The sequence below is a fragment of the Hyphococcus sp. genome (assembly GCF_041986965.1).
Taxonomy (GTDB): Bacteria; Pseudomonadota; Alphaproteobacteria; order Caulobacterales; family Parvularculaceae; genus Hyphococcus.
Map to the genome: position 1 here is coordinate 23111 of NZ_JBHIXB010000003.1, position 18821 is coordinate 41931.

Below are 18821 nucleotides of genomic sequence, written 5' to 3' on the forward strand. Positions count from 1 at the left end.
GCCTGCACCCATCATCATTCCGCCTTCCATCATCTTCATTCTCTTTACCGATGATAACGAGTATGCTGACCACGGCTGAGCGAAAGCCGCCCGGACTCTAAAAGTCTTCTAGTTTTGCTTCCCGCCGGTCGTCAATTCTGGTCCTTCTCGGAGCCCTGTTGCATGCCGTCCATCATACCATCACCCATCTTCATTCCTTCGCACATCATGCCGCCGCCCATCATCGATTTCATCGCTGCTTTGAATTCTTCCGGATCACCGCCGATAGGCATCATCATCGACACGTCGTAGGCGCCGTCGTCATTCTTCGTCAGCATGAAATGCACGTTGTCGCCTTTCTGGAACTTCTGAAGCGCGACCATGTCGCTGACTGCGAAGTCCATCGTCATCTTGCCCCATCCGATTTTTTTGATGGGATCGTGCGAGAGATTGACCGTCCTCGCATCCAGATCGACGGAGTTGACGACGCCGAAGCCGGGCGCCATGTCATTGCAGCAGGACATGCCGTCCATCTGTATGCGTTTCATTTCGCCCATTTTCATGTCTCCGCTCTGGCTGAGCGCCGGAACGGAAATGAGCGCGATGGCGACGCCAGCGGCGATCGTGGAGAGTTTCATAGATTTCATTGCAGTTTCCTTTCGATGTTATGCGCACTGAGAGACGGCTGACCTCGTCGCGCATGAAACGAGGCCGCCCACAAGAGTCGGCTGGAGCAATTCGTTCGTTTCCTCAATTTACATGCTCCCTATACGTATTTCTGACTGCAGCGAGCAAATGCCCGTGACGCCGCTTACTCCGATCCTATTCTGCCGGCGCCAGATTTGGATCGACGGGGTCATATTGTTCAACATGCTGAAGCGCCCGGCGGTTCCACAGGAAGTAGACCGCCGGAATCACGACAAGCGCGAGCACGGTCGCACTGACGATGCCGCCGATCATTGGCGCGGCGATGCGGCGCATGACCTCGCCGCCGGCGCCATGGCCGTACATGATCGGCAATAGCCCTGCGAAGATAACCGCAAAAGTCATCATGATCGGGCGCAGCCGGCGCAGCGCGCCTTTGGCGATGGCGTCGGCGAAATGCGGTTCGTCGAGAGGCGAGCCCTCCTCTCTCGCTGTTGCATTCGCCGCGGCGATTTCCTGTTTCAGATACATGATCATCAGGACGCCGATTTCGACGGCGACGCCAGCAAGCGCTATGAACCCGACCGCGGCGGCAACAGACAAATTAAAGCCGAGGAGGAACATCAGCCATAACCCGCCGACAAGCGCGAAGGGCAAGGTGCCGAGGATAATCAAGACATCGGACACGCGCCTGAAATTCAGGAACAGGAGCAACATGATGATCAGCAACATGCCGGGTCCGACATAGGCGAACCGCTCCTTGGCGCGTTGCATGTATTCATACTGTCCCGACCAGGCGATCGAATAACCCGCCGGCAAATCGACATTTTCAGCAACCACACGCCGCGCTTCGTCGACATAAGAGCCTATGTCGCGACCGGCGATGTCCACATAAATCCAGCCATTGAGCCGCGCATTCTCGCTGCGGATGATCGCCGGACCTTCATTGATGCGGATGTCAGCGATCCGGCCGAGCGGAATCTCGGCGCCCGATGCCGTAACGATCGGCAATTCGCGAAGACGCGCTGGAGAATCGCGCACTTCGCGCGGATAGCGCAGATTGATCGGGTAGCGCTCAAGTCCTTCAACGCTTTGGCTGATCGTCATGCCGCCAATCGCCGTCTTCACGATGTCATGGACGTCGGCGATATTGAGGCCAAAACGCGCCGCGGCTTCGCGATTGATATCGACATCAATAAACCGCCCGCCGGTCACGCGCTCCGCATAGACGGAAGCCGTGCCGTCAACGTCTTGCAAGACGTTCTCTATGTCGCGGCCGACTTCGGCGATGACGTTGAGATCGGGCCCGGCGACCTTGACCCCAACCGGGGTCTTGATGCCTGTCGCCAGCATGTCGAGCCGGTTCTTGATCGGCATGATCCAGACATTGGTGAGGCTCGGCACATCGACGAGCGCATTGAGTTCGGCTTTCAAGGATTCCATCGTGACGCCGGGACGCCATTCATCGCGCGGTTTCAACTGGATTGTTGTTTCGATCATCGGAAGCGGCGCCGGGTCCGTCGCGGTCTCTGCGCGGCCCGCCTTGCCGTAGACCGTCTCGACTTCGGGAATGGTCATGATCAGCTTGTTCGTCTGCTGAACGACCTGTGCGACCTTGCCGGCGGAGATCCCCGGATATGCGCTCGGCATGTAGAGAAGATCGCCCTCGTCGAGATCGGGCATGAACTCGCCGCCGATGAGACTCGCGGGGATCGCCATGCTCGCCATCAATATTCCTGCCGCAGCAAGCGTGATCCATGGCCGGCGCAAGGCCAGGCCAATGACCGGCTTGTACCCACGCATAAAAAGCCGATTAATCGGGTTTGCATGTTCCGGCGCGATGCGCCCGCGCACGAGCAATCCGATCAGTACCGGAACCAGCGTCACCGACAGGATGGTCGCAGCCGCCATAGCGTAGGTCTTGGTAAAAGCGAGCGGCGAGAACAGCCGCCCTTCCTGCGCCTGCAGCGCGAAGATCGGCGTGAAGCTGAGCGTGATAATCAGCAGTGAGAAAAACAGCGGCGGTCCGACTTCGACGCAGGCGTCGGCGATCAACCGCCAGCGTCCGGAACCTTGAACCTCACTATTTTCTTCAAGTTTTTTATGCACGTTCTCGATCATCACGATGGTGGCGTCGACCATGGCGCCGATGGCGATGGCGATGCCGCCGAGCGACATGATGTTGGCGGTGATGCCTTGCGCGTTCATGACAATAAACGCTGCAAGAACGCCCAGCGGCAAACTGATGACAACGACAAGCGCGGATCGCAGATGAAAAAGAAACAGCGCGCAGACCAGCGCGACGATAATGAACTCTTCCAGCAGTTTTCCTTGTAGAGTCTCAACCGCGCGTTCGATGAGCTTGGAGCGGTCATAGGTCGTGACGAGCTCGACTCCTTCCGGCAGACCCGCCTTTAGGGTTTCGAGTTTCTTTTTGACGCGTTTGATTGTCGCCTCGGCGTTGCCGCCGGCGCGCATGATAATAACGCCGCCAACGGCTTCACCCTCGCCGTTGAGTTCGCCGACGCCGCGGCGAAGCTCCGGGCCGAGCCTGATGTCCGCCACGTCGCGCAACAGGATCGGCGTTCCCGCATCGCTGACGCGCAAGGGAATCTGCTCCAGGTCTTCGATGGACTCCACATAGCCGCCGGCGCGGACGATATATTCCGCCTCCGCCATTTCAACGACGCGCCCGCCCGATTCCATATTGCCGCGCTCTATGGCGCGCCGGACATCAACAAGCGGAATGCCGAAGGACCGCAATCGGTTCGGATCGACGACAATTTGATACTGCTTGACCATGCCGCCAATCGCGGCAACTTCCGAAACGCCTTCGACAGTCTGAAGCTCGTATTTCAGAAACCAGTCCTGGAGCGAGCGGAGATCGGCGAGATTATGGCGGCCGGTCTTGTCAATCAGCGCATATTGATAGACCCAACCGACGCCGGTAGCGTCGGGACCGAGCGCGGGTTTCGCCGCTTCAGGGAGTTGCGGCGCAACCTGACTTAAATATTCGAGCACGCGCGAGCGCGCCCAGTAAAGATCGGTCCCGTCTTCGAAAATGATGTAGACGTAGGAATCGTTGAAGAAGGAATAGCCGCGCACGGTTTTTGCGCCGGGCACAGCGAGCATCGCCGTCGCCAGCGGATAGGTGACCTGATCCTCGACCACCTGCGGCGCCTGTCCCGGGTAGCTGGTTTTGATGATCACCTGTACATCGGAAAGGTCAGGGATGGCGTCGAGCGGTGTCGACCGAAGCGAGACGACGCCCGCGACGGCGAGAAAAATCGCGCCGACAATAATGAGAAAGCGGTTTTCGATCGAACCGCGGATAATTTGGGAGATCATTGCTCATCTCCCGCTTCACCGTCTTCCGGCATCGATTCAATCATATCGAGTTCATAACCGGTCTCCGTCTCCCTAAACGCGAAGCGCACAGGCTCGCCGGCTTTGACGCTCATCAAGTCGATTTCAGACGGCGCCTTGAACGCCATCACCATCGCTGGCCAGCCGATTTCGGGGACGGGTTTATGATCGATAGTGACGCTTTTTGCGTCCATATCGACGGAGACGACGCGGCCTTCAGCCCCGACAGCATCAATCGTTTTCATGTCATTCGCCGTCATATTGTTTTCCGACATAGACATGCCGTCCATATCCATCTTTGCGTCTTCGTCTTTTTCGGGCGAAGCCATGCGCAGTAATCCGGACGTAAGGCTCGCTTCGGAATCGATCAAGAACTGGCTCTCGACGACAACGCGCTCGCCGTCCGCGAGGCCGGCAAGCACTTCAACCTTGCCGCCGCTTTCCATGCCTGCCCTCACTTCCGCCGGGCGAAATTTGCCCTCGCCCAAGGCGAGGATGACGCGATCGCCCTTGCTTGACCGGATCACCGCCGACTGCGGAATGGTCAGCACGTTTTGCTTCGGCTCGGCGCCGATCATCACATTGGCGAACATGTTCGGCCGCAAACGGTGGCCGGGATTGGGAAACCGCAAACGAACCTGCACGGTCCGCGTCATCATCTCCGCGGTCGGATAGACATAGTCGACCTCCCCCTCCCAGGTTTCGCCCGGAAAAGCCGGCAGGGTCATCCGCGCGCGATCGCCGGCCGACACCCAGGCTGCCTCCGTGTCGAACACGTCAGCGATGATCCAGACGTTGGAAAGATCGGCGAGCCGCATCGCCATATCGCTTGGCTTGAGATACATGCCGTCGCGGGCGTTCAGCATGGTGACGACGCCAGATTGCGGGGCCTTCAACGCAACGCGGCGCGTGGGTTTTTGCGTCCGCTTAAAATCGGCAATCTGATCGGCGCTCATGCCGAGCGCGGTAAGCCGTTCCGTCGCCGCTTCGATCAACGGCGCGCGGCCAATCTTCAGCGCCTGAATGAATTCCGATTGCGCAGCAACCAGCGCTGGCGCGTAGAGTTCGAACAGGACATCGCCAGCATCTACTTTCTCGCCGACGGCTTCAACATGGAGTTTTTCAATCCAGCCTTCGGCGCGAACGTGAATGTCAGATCGCGCTTCCTCATCAATCATGATCGAGCCGACCGTATTGATATCGCGCGCCATATCCTCGCGCACCACTTGCTGCGTCTTGACGCCGATATTCTGAACGACTGCCGGGTTTATTTTTAGGGACGGTTCGCCGCCGCCGTTTTCGGCGCCTTCATATACCGGAATAAGATCCATCCCCATCGGAGACTTGCCGGGTTCGTCACGCCGGTAGTTCGGGTCCATTGGCGCCACCCAATAGGCGATCTTCTTTTCGCCGCTGCCCGTCGTTTCGCCAGACGAGTTACCGCCGCCCTGCCGCAATAGGAGAAATGCGCCTGCTGCACCAATTGCGATCAATAAGATGAGGATCATTCGAAATTTTGTCATTGGTCGTCTCCTGCGAGATAGGACAGCCGCGCCCACGCCTTGGCGCGCTCGATGCGCAATTCGAGACGTTTGAGTTCTGCATCGAGTTCAGCGAGCTGGCTGCGAATAAGTTCGGGAAAGTCGGCGAGGCCGCCGCCATAGGCGGAAACGGATGCGTCGGCAGTTTCCCCAGCGCGCTTGATGACGGCGTCGTCATAAAGGCTGACGCGCCGCTCCAATTGCGTCCAATCCGCGTAGGCGCGGACAAGGTCGCGCCGTAAATCCAATAGCGTTGTCGCGCGATCAAACTCCGCCGCGGATTTGTCCTTTCGCGCGGCGGACAATGAACGGTCTTGTCGTTTGCTGGTAAACAGCGGGATCGTCAGACTTACGCCGACGCTGGCGAAGTCGGGCCGGTCGGCGCCCCTCGCGCCGTAACCGCCCTCGATCGCCCAGGCAGGCTTGTACGCCTGCTTCGCCAGTTCAATGTCGGTTTCTTCGACATCGATCATGGCGTCGCTCACGCGCACGACCGGATGACGCACGAGCCGCTGTTCTATCTCTTCAACAGATCTGAGTGATGAAAGCGGCGGCAATTGATCCGGGGCCGGGCGCGAGGCGTTTGCGCCGATAAACCTCGACAGTTCGGCTTCGGCGAGGGCTTGGCGCTGCTGCAACTCCGCCAGCCTGTCATCAAGCAGCGACAGTTCCAGTTCTGCGCGCAACACGTCCTGACTTGTCAGCTTGCCTTGCGCATAGGAAGCGGCGAGCGCATCGATCAACTCACTGACGGCTGACCGGCTTTTTTCAACGACCGTTTGCGCGTTCGCCGCGTAATATTTTTCAAACCATGCGAGCCGCACGGCGAGTTCGACGTTGCGTACTGTCGCCTCCCGTCGCATGCGTTCGATCTCGGCTTCGCCCTCGCGCTTATATCGATTGAGCCGCAAAGTGCCCCCCCGCGGGATTTCCTGACGCAGACCGATCTGCGCTTGCGTCATCGGCTCCTGGCCGAATGCGAAAGTGTCTGTCGGAACATTGGCGATCGCGGTCCGCAAAGTCGGATCGGGCAGTTGCGAATCTGAAACCGCACGATCTTCCTGTGCGGCGGCGCGCGCATCGAACCGGGCGTATGCCGGGTCTTCCGCCGTGACCGCGATCTCCACGGCTTCATTTAGTTTCAGGGGCTCATCAGCGGCGTATGTAACGCCCGACGCCAGCCCCGCGAAGGCCGCAGCCATCGCGCCTATAATTTTAAGCATGATAAATCTCGAAAATTGAGCACGTGCAACAAACGCCGTGCGAACACGCGCAGCGCTATGACGAAGCCCGCTTTAGGAAGCGGATTTGCTCAGAATCGAGGAGGAGGCGGATCGAGATGCGAAGGCGTCGCCTGGCCTGGCTCAACCGGCGGGATCGCATACTGAACTAACTGAAAGGCCAGACTGTTATCCGCCGTTGGTTCAGGGCCTGAATAAAAACCCGGGCAGATGAGCGCGCAGGCTGCAGCGCATCCAGCGTCATGACTTTGAGACTTTTCGCCTTTCATGCTGTCACAATCGTCAGCGCCCATGGCGCCCATCGACATCTGCGGACCGGCATCCGCCATTTCCATCATCCCCGCCTCGTCGCCCATGGAGGCGCAGGACGCCAGCGCCACGGCTGGCGAAACCGCCATGGAGAAAATCAAGGCTATGAAAACAAAGATACGCATTAAGCCAAATATCCGCCTCGAACGGCTTCGATGTCAATCAACGATAGAGTGAACGGGTTTCCTAAATGTTCTTTTAACTTCCGCCAAAGGCTACTCCGTTGGGGGCTAACGCTTCGTCCTTTCGAACAAATCCACCAGTTCCGAAAACTTCTCCCTCTGCGCTTTGGCGCTGCCAGCAGTAATCGCCTCCTCCACGCAATGGTGGGCATGGTTTTTGAGGATTTCACTTTCTGCCCGTGATAGAGCGGATTTGATCGCCTGCACCTGATGCAAAATATCGATGCAGTACCGATCCTCCTCGATCATGCGGGCGACGCCGCGGACCTGGCCTTCGATACGGCTGAGGCGTTTGATAATCGCTGAATTGTCCGACACGAGATTCCTGACATTGACATATACCCTACAAGGGTATAGATAAACAGCTTGAAGAGGATGGTCAAGGCGTGTTTGCAGGCTCGTTAAAAACAGTTGTCTTTGCACTGTTTGCGCTCATTTTAAGCGTGGGTCACAGTGTTTGTGCGGAAGTGTTGGCCTCTTCCGTGTCAGCCTCGACGCCGGTCCATGAATCGCACGCACTAGATGCCGGCAACGACTATCACGCGAACCATAAAACCGCACAAAAGGTTTCCGAGGAGCATGAGGCTCCCTGTGGAACGGGCGATTCAGACTGCCAACACTGCAACGCTGCGCAATTTTATAAAACCGCGTCCATCGCCGAGCTTGCCAGCCCGCTTCCTGCGTCGGCTGCGTTTTTTGTCATCCTTCATGATGATGCACTTGCATCAATCAGCCGCGTCAGCGCCATCTCATTTCAGGTTGCTTTGCGTAGACGCGGCCCGCCCGGCGAAACGCCAGTTTCTTTGAAAACTAAACTTCTGAATTAGGTTGGTCCTGACGCGCACTCTTTCGAGAGTGCGCCGATCGCGTTCGGCATGAAGATATTTGTGCCGCGCCTACAGCGGCGTCAGTTCACCACATTTTCCCCACTGACGTCTGACGTCGCCCCGAGGCAATCGCCCACCAAACGCGAACCCGAAATTCGCGCCAAATAAGCAATCAATAAGGACAAACCCGATGAAAAATACGCTGACAGTTTCAACTTTAGCCATCCTCGCTTTCCTCGCTGCGCCCGCACTTGCCGCGCTGGATCAATCAGACATGGACCCAGCCGCCAAAATAGCTGGCGAGACCATGGATCATGGCGACCATTGCGGCATGCCGACCGGCGAAGGCGTGATCAACGCCCTTGATGTCAAAAAGTCGAAAATCGATCTCACTCATGAACCGATTGAATCGATCGGTTGGCCGGAGATGAAAATGCAGTTCTCCATTTTGAAACCGGTCGATCTCTCCGCCTTCGCGGTCGGCGAGCGCGTCCACTTCATGCTGAAGGCCGAAAAAGACAAGTCCTACTCTATTGCAATGATGTGTTCGCTCGACGCCGACGAAGGAACGCATGAAGCCTGCATGGCGAAAATGCACGATGTCGCCATGAAGTCGGCGTCCGAGGAGGGCGTCGCCTGCCCGATGGGCGAAATGGACGGCATGAAGGGCATGGACCATGGCGACATGGGCAAGTCCGGCGACGCCGCGAAATCCGACCACAAAGGCCATCACTAACAATAATGGCGGCGCGCCCTGGCGCGCCGCGCCGTCGCAGCCGCGGCAAGAGTAATTCTGATTGGAGACTTAGAATGTATTCGCGAAGACGATTTATGCAGGCAGTTGCCGCGGGCGGCGTCATCGCCTCCGCAACCGGTTTGCTGCCCGCTTGGGCGAAAAGCGCCAGCGCCGGCAATACCGGCATTTTTGAGCTTGCCGGCAATTCGTTCGACCTGACCGTCGGCCATAGCGCCGTTGAAATTGGCAAGCGCCGCGGCCACGCGATTACGGTCAACGGGACCGTTCCGGGCCCGCTCCTGCGTTTTCGCGAGGGCGAGAAGCTGACGCTCCGCGTCAAGAATATGCTGGACGAGGACACATCGATCCACTGGCATGGGCTTCTGGTGCCGTTCTATATGGACGGCGTTCCCGGCGTCTCCTTCCCCGGCATCAAGCCGGGCGAAACTTTCACCTATGAATATGCCGTCCCGCAATACGGCACATACTGGTATCACTCCCATTCGGGACTGCAGGAGCAAGCGGGCCATTACGGACCGATCATCATCGATCCCGCCAGCGCCGATCCCGTCACATCAGACCGCGAATATGTGCTGGTGCTATCGGACTGGTCTTTCGAGCATCCGCACAAGGTCTTCGCCAGAGTCAAAAAGGATATGGAGGTCTACAACTTCCAGCAGCGGACAATTGGCGACTTTGTCAGCGACGTTGGAAAGAACGGGCTCGGCGCAACCCTCGAAGATCGCGCGATGTGGGGCCAGATGCGCATGTCCCCAACGGACATCTCGGACGTTACGGCGGCCGCTTACACCTACCTGATCAACGGCCATGCGACCGCTGACAACTGGACGGGCATATTCAACCCTGGCGAACGGGTGCGTCTGCGGATCATCAACGCGTCGGCGATGACGATCTTCAATTTCCGGATTCCCGGCTTGCCAATGACAGTCGTCGCCGCCGACGGCCTCAATGTGCGGCCGGTCGAGACCGACGAGTTCCAGATCGGCGTTGCGGAGACCTATGACGTGATTGTCGAGCCAAAACGCGCGCGGGCCTTTCCAATCGTCGCGGAATCGATCGACCGCTCCGGTCAGGTCGTCGCCACTTTCGCGCCCGAACCGGACATGCGCGCGACGGCGCCGCTGCTACGCGACCGCCCGACCCTGACCCACAAGGACATGGGCATGGCCGCAATGGCCGGCATGAATCATGGCGGCATGGATCACGGGGCCATGGCAAGCGGCTCGAAGGCGCCGGGACCGAATGTTCAAGGGTCAATGGATCATGCGGCCATGGGGCACGGAACCAGTGCGGACACAAACGACGGCGCGGTCAAACCGGACATGGCGAGCATGCCCGGGATGTCTGAAGACAAGTCAGGAATGTCTTCCATGTCGCACGACATGTCCGGCGGTGCGATGCAGGAACACAATCACAAGACCGACGCCGGCGTCGACAATGTCGCCATGGCGCCGACCAATCGTCTCGATGAACCCGGCCTCGGTCTCGAAGATGTGCCGCATCGCGCGTTACGCTATTCGCAACTTCGAAGCCTTGATCCGAATCCGGACACGCGCGCGCCGGAACGGGAAATGGAAATCCATCTCACCGGCAATATGGAGCGGTACATGTGGTCGTTCGACGGCGTGAAGTTTTCCGCCGTTGAAAAACCAATCATCTTTCATGAAGGCGAACGCCTCCGCGTCACACTCGTCAACGATACAATGATGACGCACCCGATCCATCTACATGGCATGTTTTTCGATCTTGTTGTCGATGAAGGCGATCACAAGCCGCGCAAGCATACAGTGAACGTCAAGCCGGGCGACAAATTGTCATTCGATGTCTCGGCGGAACATGTCGGGGACTGGGCGTTCCATTGCCATCTGTTATTTCACATGCATGCCGGGATGATGCAGGTCGTGTCACTGTTACCACGCGACGGCGCCGCGCCAATCGCGCCTGACGAGATGAAAATGGACCACAAGGCGATGGGCCACGAAGGCATGGATCACGGCTCCATGAAGATGTCCGACGAGACCATGAAACCGAGAGAGATTTCATCTCCCGACCACTCGAAAATGACACATGGGAGCGAGCACTGATGGCGAAGGCAACATATTTCTCGGCCGCCGGCGGCGCCTGTTTCATTCTTGCGTTGGCGATTGCGCCTGCGAAAGCGGAGGATCCGACCCAACCCTGGTCGCAGGCCGACAGCTATTACGGTCCGACAGAAATGGCGGAAGCACGACGCGCCGTCCAGAAAGAGCATGGCGGCAATACCATGTATTACGTGCTCGCCGACCGGCTGGAATACCAAACCAATGACGGCGATCCGTTGCTGCTGTTTGACGGCCAGGGCTGGTGGGGCGGAGACCGGAATAAACTGACCCTCAAGTCCGAGCTCGAATATGACCTGACGGCTGATCGTTTCGAAGAGGCTGAGATTCAGGCGTTGTGGACACGGCCGATCGCCCGCTACTTCGATCTACAGGCAGGCGTGCGCCATGACTTTACAGCCGGCGCCGATCGAACCTTCGGCGTTCTTGGCGTGCAAGGCCTTGCGCCCTACTGGTTCGAAATCGACGCCGCCGCCTTTGTCAGCGGCGACGGTGATGTCTCAGCCCGGGTCGAACTTGAATATGAACTGTTGCTGACGCAGCGACTCATTCTTCAACCGCGTACGGAGTTGAATTTCGCCATTCAGTCCGTTGAGGAGGTCGGCGTTGGCAGCGGCTTATCCACAGCCGAAGTCGGGGCGCGCCTCCGCTACGAAATCAGGCGGCAGTTTGCGCCCTATGTAGGCGTCTCGTGGACGCGCTCGGTCGGGGAAACAGCTGACTTTGCGCGCGCTGACGGCGAAGACCCCGGCGGCGTTTCATTCGTCGCCGGATTGCGGCTTTGGTTCTAGGGAGGAACACCAATGGAAAATATGATTGAACCGAATATTCATCCGATCCTTGTTCATTTTGCTTATGCGCTGTCGATAACAGCTTTTGTCTCGTACACGCTGGCGTCATTGGCGCCGTCGGGGAAATGGCGTGAATCGCTCCGTCCGGCTGCGGACTGGATGCTCGCATTTGGCGCCCTTTCAATCGTCGCGACGATTGCGGCGGGATTTCAGGCTTACTACTCGGTTGCACACGACGGACCGTCGCATGCGGCAATGACAGTTCATCGCAATTGGGCAGTCCCTTCGGGCGCCGCGATCTTGTTATTGGCGCTCTGGCGCTGGCGAGCGCGCACGAAAGCGGCCTCACCGATATTCGTTGCGCTCCTCGCCGTCGCAGCTCTCTCCTTGTCGGTCACGGCATGGTGGGGTGGAAAGATCGTCTATGGCTACGGTCTCGGTGTGAAAAGCATGCCCACCGTCACCGGCGAAGGCCATGACCACGAGCATGCGCCAGGCCAGGAGCATGGCGGCACAGCAACAACTTCTGAGTCCGAAGAACACGACAATATAGACGGCCATCATGACAAGGACCCGGAAAACGCCGCCGAGAATGCGGAGCACGACGATAGCGATGGTCACCATGATGACGATGCAGGACTGTCGACGCCAGCGCGCGCCGTCGAGGCTGGTTCTCCGGAAGCCGTCGTCAACGCCTATGGCGCCGCATTAAAAGCAAAAGATGAAGCCGCCCTGCGCGCACTATTGGCGCCTGATGTCATCATCGCCGAGGGCGGCGGCGCCGAGCGCTCAGTCGAAGAATATGCCGGTCACCACATGCCGGCCGACATGGCGTTTACGGCGGCGGTCGAGTTTTCACTGAAGAAGCGTGATGTGATCGAAAACGCCGATCTCGCAACAGTCATTTCCGAGTCGCAGGTTCATGGAACATACAAGGGCGAAAACGTGCATTCGAGAATGATGGAAACGATGGTCTTGCGCCGCGAGGGCGGCCAATGGCGCATTGTTCACATCCATTGGTCGTCTGCGCCGATCACGGGTGAACATGAACACTGATGTCCGATGAGCACCGTAAAAGCGAATACAAGAAAGGCAGCCTGACGCTTTTCGGCACGGTCGCCATGGGAACCGGCGTCATGATCGGCGCCGGCATATTCGCCCTCACCGGTCAGGTGGCGGAGTATGCCGGTCCTTGGTTCCCTGCGGCGTTCCTGCTCGCCTCCATCATCAGCGCGTTTAGCGCCTACACTTACATCAAGATGTCGAACAAATATCCGTCGGCCGGCGGCATCGCGATGATTTTGCACAAGGCCTATGGGCAGTCGGCTGTTAGCGGGGCGTGCGCCCTGTTGATGGCGTTTTCAATGGTCATCAACGAAAGCCTGGTTGCCCGCACCTTCGGAACCTACACGCTGCAGCTTTTCGACGTTGAAAATAGCACAACGCTGGTTCCGGTCCTCGCTGTCGGGCTCATTGTCTTTGCATTTCTGATCAATCTGGCCGGCAATAAATACATTGGAGCGGTTTCGAAAATCACGGCCGTCCTCAAAGTCGGCGGCATATTGGCCTTCGCCGGCGCCGCGCTTTGGGCGTCGGGATTTTCGTTCGAGGCGGCGAGCGCTTCCCAGAATTCTGACTCTTCTTTCACCGGGTTCCTGGCCGGCGTCGCGTTGGCGATCCTCGCCTACAAGGGCTTCACGACGATAACAAACAGCGGCGATGAGGTAAAAAACCCGAACCGCAATGTCGGGCGCGCAATCATGATCTCGCTGGGAATTTGTCTCGCTGTTTACATGGCGGTTGCTTTCGCCGTGGGCTCGTCGTTGACCATCGATGAATTGGTCGCCGCAAAAGATTATTCGCTCGCCGAGGCGGCGCGCCCGGCGCTCGGGCAATATGGCGTCATTTTCACCGTGGCGATTGCGATTATCGCAACATCGTCAGGGTTGCTAGCCAGCGTGTTCGCCGTGTCGCGCATGCTCGCCATGCTGACGGAAATGAATCTTATCCCGCACAGCCATTTCGGCATGCCGGGACGCATTCAGAAACACACGCTGGTCTACACCGTCGTGCTCGCAGCGTTTCTTGCTGTCTTCTTTGATCTGAGCCGGATCGCCTCGCTCGGTGCGATATTTTATCTTGTCATGGACATCGCTATTCACTGGGGCGTCTACCGACATCTTCGTCATGACGTCGATGCAAAGGCGTGGATTCTTCTATCGGCGATTGCGCTGGATGCGGTCGCGCTGGGGGCGTTTCTGGCGATCAAATCGGCCGCCGATCTACCGATCGTCATAATCGGAATTGCTGCTATCGCGTTCATTTTCGCTTTTGAGCTCTTCTACCTTCGCGGACTGAGGGGCGAAGACGGCGTCAGGGCGTCGCATCATCAACACGACGCTTGACTATACCCCATAGGGGTATTATGTATAAGCGCATCAGCAGCTGGGACGCCTTGTGCGACCGGCTGGAATTCGACAGCGCCAACTCAATGCTGACGCTGCCTGCGATGAAACGGAGGCAAATCATGCGTATCGTTCCTGTCGGACATGCTCTGTCCATCTTCTTTGTAATCACATTCGCCATTTGCATCGGCTGGGGTCTAGTGACGCCTCCCGCCATGCATATGCATGAAGCGTGGGAAATGATGATGCCGGGCTTTCACTGGGTTTCATTTCCAGCTTTTCTGATCGGACTCGTCTGGGCCTATGTCTATGGCTGGTACACGACGATCGTATTCGTTCCCCTCTATAACTTGTTCAACAAGCGCGGAGCCGCTGAATAATTATGGATACACATATTCACTGTCACGCCACTCCGGGCGCCGCGGACGCCGCGCCCGGAAAATATGACAATGTCCCTGCCGGTTACACCGGAACGGTCTGGACCTGCCCCATGCACAGCCAAGTGCGCGAAACCAGCAACACCGGTTGTCCAATCTGCGGCATGGCGCTGGAGCCAGAGACCGTTTCCTTGAGCGCCGAAGAAGACATGTCGGAACTCGATTCCATGACGCGGCGATTCTGGGTCGGCACCGTCTTGAGCATCCCCCTTTTCATCTACGCTATGGGCGATCTCATTCCCGGCCAACCGTTTGAAGGCCTGCTTCCCGGCGCCTGGCCGCAATGGATCCAGTTCGCCATGGCGACGCCCGTTGTCCTTTGGGGCGGCTGGCCATTTTTTGTCCGCGGCGTTCAGTCCGTTCGCACCATGAATCTGAATATGTTTACGCTGATCGCCCTTGGCGTCGGCGTCGCTTATGTTTTCAGCGTGGTCGCAACAGTCGCGCCTGGTGTTTTCCCGGACGCCTTCCGCGGCATGCATGGCAATGTCGCCGTTTATTTTGAAGCGGCGGCCGTCATCACTACCCTTGTGCTGCTTGGTCAGGTGCTTGAATTGCGCGCCCGCAGCCAAACCTCCGGCGCCATTCGCGCGCTCCTGGAATTGGCACCGCCAACGGCCCATCGCATCAACGACGACGGCTCCGAAGAAGAAGTTTCTATCGACCATTTGCGCGAAGGAGATCGTCTACGCGTTCGGCCGGGCGAGAAGGTTCCGGTCGACGGAGAAATCATCGAGGGCAGAAGTTCGGTCGATGAATCGATGGTCACAGGCGAACCGATCCCGGTCGAAAAGAATGCCGGCGACAAGGTCACGGGCGGCACGGTCAACGGAACCGGCGGCTTTATTATGAAGGCGACCCACGTCGGCGAAGACACAATGCTCTCGCAGATCGTTAAAATGGTGTCGGAAGCGCAGCGCAGCCGTGCGCCCATTCAGCGCCTTGCGGATACGGTTTCGGGCTGGTTCGTGCCTGCGGTCGTCGTCATTTCGATCATCACGTTTATTGTCTGGAGTCTTTTTGGCCCCGAGCCGGCCATGGCGTTCGCGACCGTCAACGCAGTCGCGGTGCTGATCATCGCCTGCCCTTGCGCGCTCGGTCTGGCCACGCCAATGTCGATCATGGTCGGGACTGGCAAGGGCGCGCAGAACGGCATCCTCATCAAGAACGCCGAAGCCCTCGAAACCCTGGAAAAGGTCGATACGATTGTCGTCGACAAGACTGGCACCCTGACAGAGGGCCGCCCGAAACTTGTCCTCGTCGAGCCGCAATCTCCATTTACAGAAGGCGAACTCCTGTCCCTGGCGGCGTCTGTCGAAAGAGGCAGCGAACACCCGCTGGCGGCGGCCATCGTCGAAGGGGCTGAAGAACGCGGCGCCCAAATCAGTTCGGCGTCGGAATTCTCCTCGGTCACCGGAGAAGGCGTTGAGGCGATGGTCGACGGCCGCAAGGTCGCGCTTGGCAACGCGAAGATGATGAAACGCGTCGGCGCCTACGACGAAAGTATGGCGGCGAACGCTGAGGATCATCGGCGCGAAGGCCAGACAGTCATGTTCGTCGCCGTCGATGGAAAACCGGCCGGCCTCATCGGCGTTGCCGATCCGATTAAGGTGACAACGCCGGACGCCATCAAGGCGCTGCATGACGCCGGCGTCAAAGTCGTGATGCTCACCGGCGACAACCGCGCGACTGCGGAAGCTGTCGGCGCCAAAATCGGTATCGATGAGATTCACGCCGACGTTTCGCCGGAAGACAAAAACCGAATCGTGCGCGAATTGCAGGAAACCGGCGCAAAAGTCGCCATGGCAGGCGACGGCATCAACGACGCCCCCGCGCTCGCCCAGGCCTATGTTGGCATTGCAATGGGTACAGGCACGGACGTCGCCATGGAAAGCGCCGGCGTTACGCTCGTTAAAGGCGATCTGCGCGGCGTTGCCCGCGCGCGTCGCCTCAGCCAAGCGACTATGCGCAACATTCGGCAGAATCTCTTTTTCGCCTTCATCTACAACGCCCTCGGCGTGCCAGTGGCTGCCGGCGTCCTCTATCCGGTTTTCGGGTTGCTCCTGAGTCCGATGATTGCGGCGGCGGCGATGAGCTTTTCATCTGTCTCCGTCATCGGCAACGCGCTCCGGCTTCGAGGCGCTAAACTGTGAGCGGCGCCGTAACACCCGGCGGCGGCAACGCCCAGCATACGCCGCCGCTGGGCCATCGTGCTCTGACACCTCTTTACGATTTTGCGATTGCATCGTTAACCCGGGAGAAAGCTTGGAGAAAAGCGCTCGTTGCAGCCATATCACCGCAGCCGGACGACCGCATCCTCGATATCGGCTCAGGCACCGGCAGTCTCGCGCTCGCAATTCATCAAACATGTCCGGGGGCTCGCTATGTTGGAATTGATCCAGACGAAGAAGCCGTCAAACGCGCTATCAACAAAACCGCTAAACTGAAGGGAGACATCCTGTTTCGCTGCGGGTATTTTTCAGCCGAGGAGGATTATTTCGCCGACCCGCCAACCATCATTGTGAGCAGCCTCGTCTTGCATCAGGTACCGCTCACGGAAAAGCGGCGAATCATATCGGAAGCGAATAAAGCGTTATCGCCGGACGGCGCCTTACTCATTGCAGACTACGGCTTGCAAACTGGTCTTATGCGGTTTCTCTTTCGGAAAACCGTGCAGGCGCTCGATGGGGTGCAAAACACCCAAGCAAACGCTGACGGCGCTATTCCAAAGCTATTGGGTGACGCCGGCTTTTTCCCGGTCGAAGAGATAGAAAAACTCGACACGGTGACGGGGTCAATATCCATCCTTCGCGCGCATCCAAAGCGATGACCCGCGTTCCGTTCCAAAACCAGTTATCATTCATTGCCGCGGATAGCCGAAGTGAACGCATCCTCATGAGCTTCCGACGCGAACAAACCAGAAAAATTGTCCCCAGTTTATGGCCGCAAAGTTTGGTACCCCGGTGGTACCCCGAACCATAATTCGTGAGATCTGAAAAATCGAAAAACTGATAAGGCGTTCATTTCCTTGAAGAAAATGGCGCGAGTGACGGGACTCGAACCCGCGACCTCCGGCGTGACAGGCCGGCGCTCTAACCAACTGAGCTACACCCGCAAAGACTAGCCTCACGGCCGGTCCGAGCGCGCGGTTTAAGATAGGGGGCGGCGGGCGTCAAGCCGGAATCTGGCAAGATTTTACACCGAATAAGCGCTCCGGCGGAAACTGGCGTGAAAAGCGCGAACCGTTAACGTAACCATCTCGAAAATTTGCACAATTTCCCGGAATCCGGTGAGATCAAAACAACCCGCCTAAGGACCTCGCCTGGCGGCGAATGGGGTTTTCCCCAAAGGCGTCTGCAAAAGCCGTCAGGCTTACATATCAGGTTCACGTAGACGGGTATGGAAGGATAGCTGTGATGACCGGCGAAAAGGAATTTCTGGACGGGCCCCATGGCCGCCTCGCCTACCGCCGGCGGACCGGAGAAAAGGATGGCCGGCCCGGCATCGTCTGGCTCGGCGGCTACCGATCCGACATGCTCGGAACCAAGGCGGAGCATCTCGACCAGTGGTCGCAGGCCCAGGGGCGCGATTTCCTGCGTTTCGATTATTCCGGTCACGGAGAATCCGAGGGCCATTTCGAAGCCGGTTCAATCGGCGACTGGGCGGCGGACGCCCTCGCCATGATCGACGCCAAAACCACCGGCGCGCAAATACTCGTCGGTTCTTCCATGGGCGGCTGGATCGCCGCGCTCACCGCGTTGAAACGGCCGGAAAAGGCCGCCGCTATTGTATTTATCGCACCGGCGCCGGATTTCACGGAAAAGCTGATGTGGCCGTCTTTCACGACCGAACAACAAGAAACCATCATGCGCGAAGGCAAGCTGGAATTGCCCTCCGACTATTCGGATGAACCCGACCTTTACACTCGCAAGCTAATTGAAGACGGCCGCGACCATCTCATCATGAACGGCCCGGTGGCGATCCATTGTCCGGTGCGGATACTCCAAGGAATGAAAGACGACGCAGTGCCGTTCGCCCATGCGCTCGACTTCGCCGCCCTTCTGGAAAGTGACGATGTGGAGATCCTTCTCACCCCCAAAGGCGACCACCGGCTTTCGACCCCGCCGGATCTGGAGCGCCTGACCCGGATTCTGGATCGGCTCTAGCGAAAATCCGCCACCGCTTCGCCGCAAAAGTCGCTCATTTCACCGCAGAACTTGCCGGAAACCCGCATGATTTCTT

Annotated in this window: 16 protein-coding genes and 1 tRNA gene; 10 read left to right on the forward strand and 7 right to left on the reverse strand. The window is 58.2% G+C overall.

Annotation, left to right across the window (positions count from 1 at the left end; translation table 11 throughout):
• Positions 1–131: 131 nt before the first annotated feature.
• The 6 genes from ACFC5L_RS13870 to ACFC5L_RS13895 all read right to left on the reverse strand — a co-directional run bounded on the left by ACFC5L_RS13870 (position 132) and on the right by ACFC5L_RS13895 (position 7581).
• Positions 132–626 (reverse strand): copper-binding protein, encoded by a 495-nt coding sequence (locus ACFC5L_RS13870; protein ID WP_104831546.1) that lies wholly within the window; start codon positions 624–626, stop codon positions 132–134.
• A 175-nt stretch (positions 627–801) separates the two neighbouring features.
• Positions 802–3972, reverse strand: a complete 3171-nt coding sequence (locus ACFC5L_RS13875; protein ID WP_375204423.1) for an efflux RND transporter permease subunit — start codon at positions 3970–3972, stop codon at positions 802–804.
• On the reverse strand, positions 3969–5513 hold the full coding sequence (locus ACFC5L_RS13880; RefSeq protein ID WP_375204422.1) for an efflux RND transporter periplasmic adaptor subunit: 1545 nt from the start codon (positions 5511–5513) through the stop codon (positions 3969–3971). The genes ACFC5L_RS13875 and ACFC5L_RS13880 overlap by 4 nt, the downstream gene beginning before the upstream one ends.
• Positions 5510–6754 (reverse strand): TolC family protein, encoded by a 1245-nt coding sequence (locus ACFC5L_RS13885; RefSeq protein WP_375204421.1) that lies wholly within the window; start codon positions 6752–6754, stop codon positions 5510–5512. Before ACFC5L_RS13885 ends, ACFC5L_RS13880 begins: the two co-directional genes overlap by 4 nt.
• Positions 6755–6843: 89 nt before the next feature.
• On the reverse strand, positions 6844–7206 hold the full coding sequence (locus tag ACFC5L_RS13890) for a hypothetical protein (RefSeq protein WP_375204420.1): 363 nt from the start codon (positions 7204–7206) through the stop codon (positions 6844–6846).
• 105 nt (positions 7207–7311) lie between these two features.
• Positions 7312–7581 carry a metal-sensitive transcriptional regulator gene (locus ACFC5L_RS13895; RefSeq protein ID WP_375204419.1) on the reverse strand — a complete coding sequence of 90 codons (270 nt, stop codon included), beginning with the start codon at positions 7579–7581 and terminating at the stop codon, positions 7312–7314.
• A gap of 68 nt (positions 7582–7649) precedes the next feature.
• On the opposite strand from ACFC5L_RS13895, the gene ACFC5L_RS13900 reads away from it, so the two are divergent.
• From ACFC5L_RS13900 to ACFC5L_RS13940, 9 genes are all read left to right on the forward strand, one after another.
• Positions 7650–8090, forward strand: coding sequence for a hypothetical protein (locus ACFC5L_RS13900; RefSeq protein WP_375204418.1), 441 nt, complete (start codon positions 7650–7652; stop codon positions 8088–8090).
• 190 nt (positions 8091–8280) lie between these two features.
• Entirely contained in the window at positions 8281–8826 is a 546-nt protein-coding gene (locus ACFC5L_RS13905; protein ID WP_104831552.1) for a copper-binding protein, read from the forward strand.
• Positions 8827–8900: 74 nt separating this feature from the next.
• Entirely contained in the window at positions 8901–10931 is a 2031-nt protein-coding gene (locus tag ACFC5L_RS13910) for a copper resistance system multicopper oxidase (protein ID WP_375203765.1), read from the forward strand.
• Positions 10931–11737: a copper resistance protein B gene (locus ACFC5L_RS13915; protein ID WP_104831554.1), complete on the forward strand. Its 807-nt coding sequence runs from the start codon at positions 10931–10933 to the stop codon at positions 11735–11737. Before ACFC5L_RS13910 ends, ACFC5L_RS13915 begins: the two co-directional genes overlap by 1 nt.
• Positions 11738–11749: 12 nt before the next feature.
• On the forward strand, positions 11750–12793 hold the full coding sequence (locus tag ACFC5L_RS13920; RefSeq protein ID WP_104831555.1) for a DUF2231 domain-containing protein: 1044 nt from the start codon (positions 11750–11752) through the stop codon (positions 12791–12793).
• Positions 12793–14142 (forward strand): APC family permease, encoded by a 1350-nt coding sequence (locus ACFC5L_RS13925; RefSeq protein WP_104831556.1) that lies wholly within the window; start codon positions 12793–12795, stop codon positions 14140–14142. The genes ACFC5L_RS13920 and ACFC5L_RS13925 overlap by 1 nt, the downstream gene beginning before the upstream one ends.
• A 20-nt stretch (positions 14143–14162) precedes the next feature.
• Complete coding sequence (locus tag ACFC5L_RS13930) at positions 14163–14522, forward strand: DUF5676 family membrane protein (protein ID WP_243396480.1); 360 nt, start codon at positions 14163–14165, stop codon at positions 14520–14522.
• Between the two features lie 2 nt (positions 14523–14524).
• A complete protein-coding gene (locus ACFC5L_RS13935; RefSeq protein WP_375203764.1) occupies positions 14525–16732 on the forward strand; it encodes a copper-transporting P-type ATPase in 2208 nt (735 codons plus the stop codon).
• The gene (locus ACFC5L_RS13940) at positions 16729–17409 is read left to right on the forward strand and encodes a class I SAM-dependent methyltransferase (protein WP_104831558.1); all 681 of its coding nucleotides are present in this window, start codon (positions 16729–16731) and stop codon (positions 17407–17409) included. Before ACFC5L_RS13935 ends, ACFC5L_RS13940 begins: the two co-directional genes overlap by 4 nt.
• Positions 17410–17617: 208 nt before the next feature.
• Here the strand turns inward: ACFC5L_RS13940 and ACFC5L_RS13945 are convergent.
• Positions 17618–17694, reverse strand: a tRNA-Asp gene (locus ACFC5L_RS13945).
• A 301-nt stretch (positions 17695–17995) separates the two neighbouring features.
• On the opposite strand from ACFC5L_RS13945, the gene ACFC5L_RS13950 reads away from it, so the two are divergent.
• Positions 17996–18745, forward strand: a complete 750-nt coding sequence (locus ACFC5L_RS13950) for an alpha/beta hydrolase (protein WP_375203763.1) — start codon at positions 17996–17998, stop codon at positions 18743–18745.
• Positions 18746–18821: the final 76 nt, after the last annotated feature.

Excerpts from the sequence above, each read along its gene's own strand:
- ACFC5L_RS13870 (WP_104831546.1), bottom strand. The coding sequence starts at position 626 with ATGAAATCTATGAAACTCTCCACGATCGCCGCTGGCGTCGCCATCGCG.
- ACFC5L_RS13875 (WP_375204423.1), bottom strand. The coding sequence starts at position 3,972 with ATGATCTCCCAAATTATCCGCGGTTCGATCGAAAACCGCTTTCTCATT.
- ACFC5L_RS13880 (WP_375204422.1), bottom strand. The coding sequence starts at position 5,513 with ATGACAAAATTTCGAATGATCCTCATCTTATTGATCGCAATTGGTGCA.
- ACFC5L_RS13885 (WP_375204421.1), bottom strand. The coding sequence starts at position 6,754 with ATGCTTAAAATTATAGGCGCGATGGCTGCGGCCTTCGCGGGGCTGGCG.
- ACFC5L_RS13890 (WP_375204420.1), bottom strand. The coding sequence starts at position 7,206 with ATGCGTATCTTTGTTTTCATAGCCTTGATTTTCTCCATGGCGGTTTCG.
- ACFC5L_RS13905 (WP_104831552.1), top strand. The coding sequence starts at position 8,281 with ATGAAAAATACGCTGACAGTTTCAACTTTAGCCATCCTCGCTTTCCTC.
- ACFC5L_RS13910 (WP_375203765.1), top strand. The coding sequence starts at position 8,901 with ATGTATTCGCGAAGACGATTTATGCAGGCAGTTGCCGCGGGCGGCGTC.
- ACFC5L_RS13915 (WP_104831554.1), top strand. The coding sequence starts at position 10,931 with ATGGCGAAGGCAACATATTTCTCGGCCGCCGGCGGCGCCTGTTTCATT.
- ACFC5L_RS13920 (WP_104831555.1), top strand. The coding sequence starts at position 11,750 with ATGGAAAATATGATTGAACCGAATATTCATCCGATCCTTGTTCATTTT.
- ACFC5L_RS13925 (WP_104831556.1), top strand. The coding sequence starts at position 12,793 with ATGTCCGATGAGCACCGTAAAAGCGAATACAAGAAAGGCAGCCTGACG.
- ACFC5L_RS13930 (WP_243396480.1), top strand. The coding sequence starts at position 14,163 with ATGTATAAGCGCATCAGCAGCTGGGACGCCTTGTGCGACCGGCTGGAA.
- ACFC5L_RS13935 (WP_375203764.1), top strand. The coding sequence starts at position 14,525 with ATGGATACACATATTCACTGTCACGCCACTCCGGGCGCCGCGGACGCC.
- ACFC5L_RS13950 (WP_375203763.1), top strand. The coding sequence starts at position 17,996 with ATGACCGGCGAAAAGGAATTTCTGGACGGGCCCCATGGCCGCCTCGCC.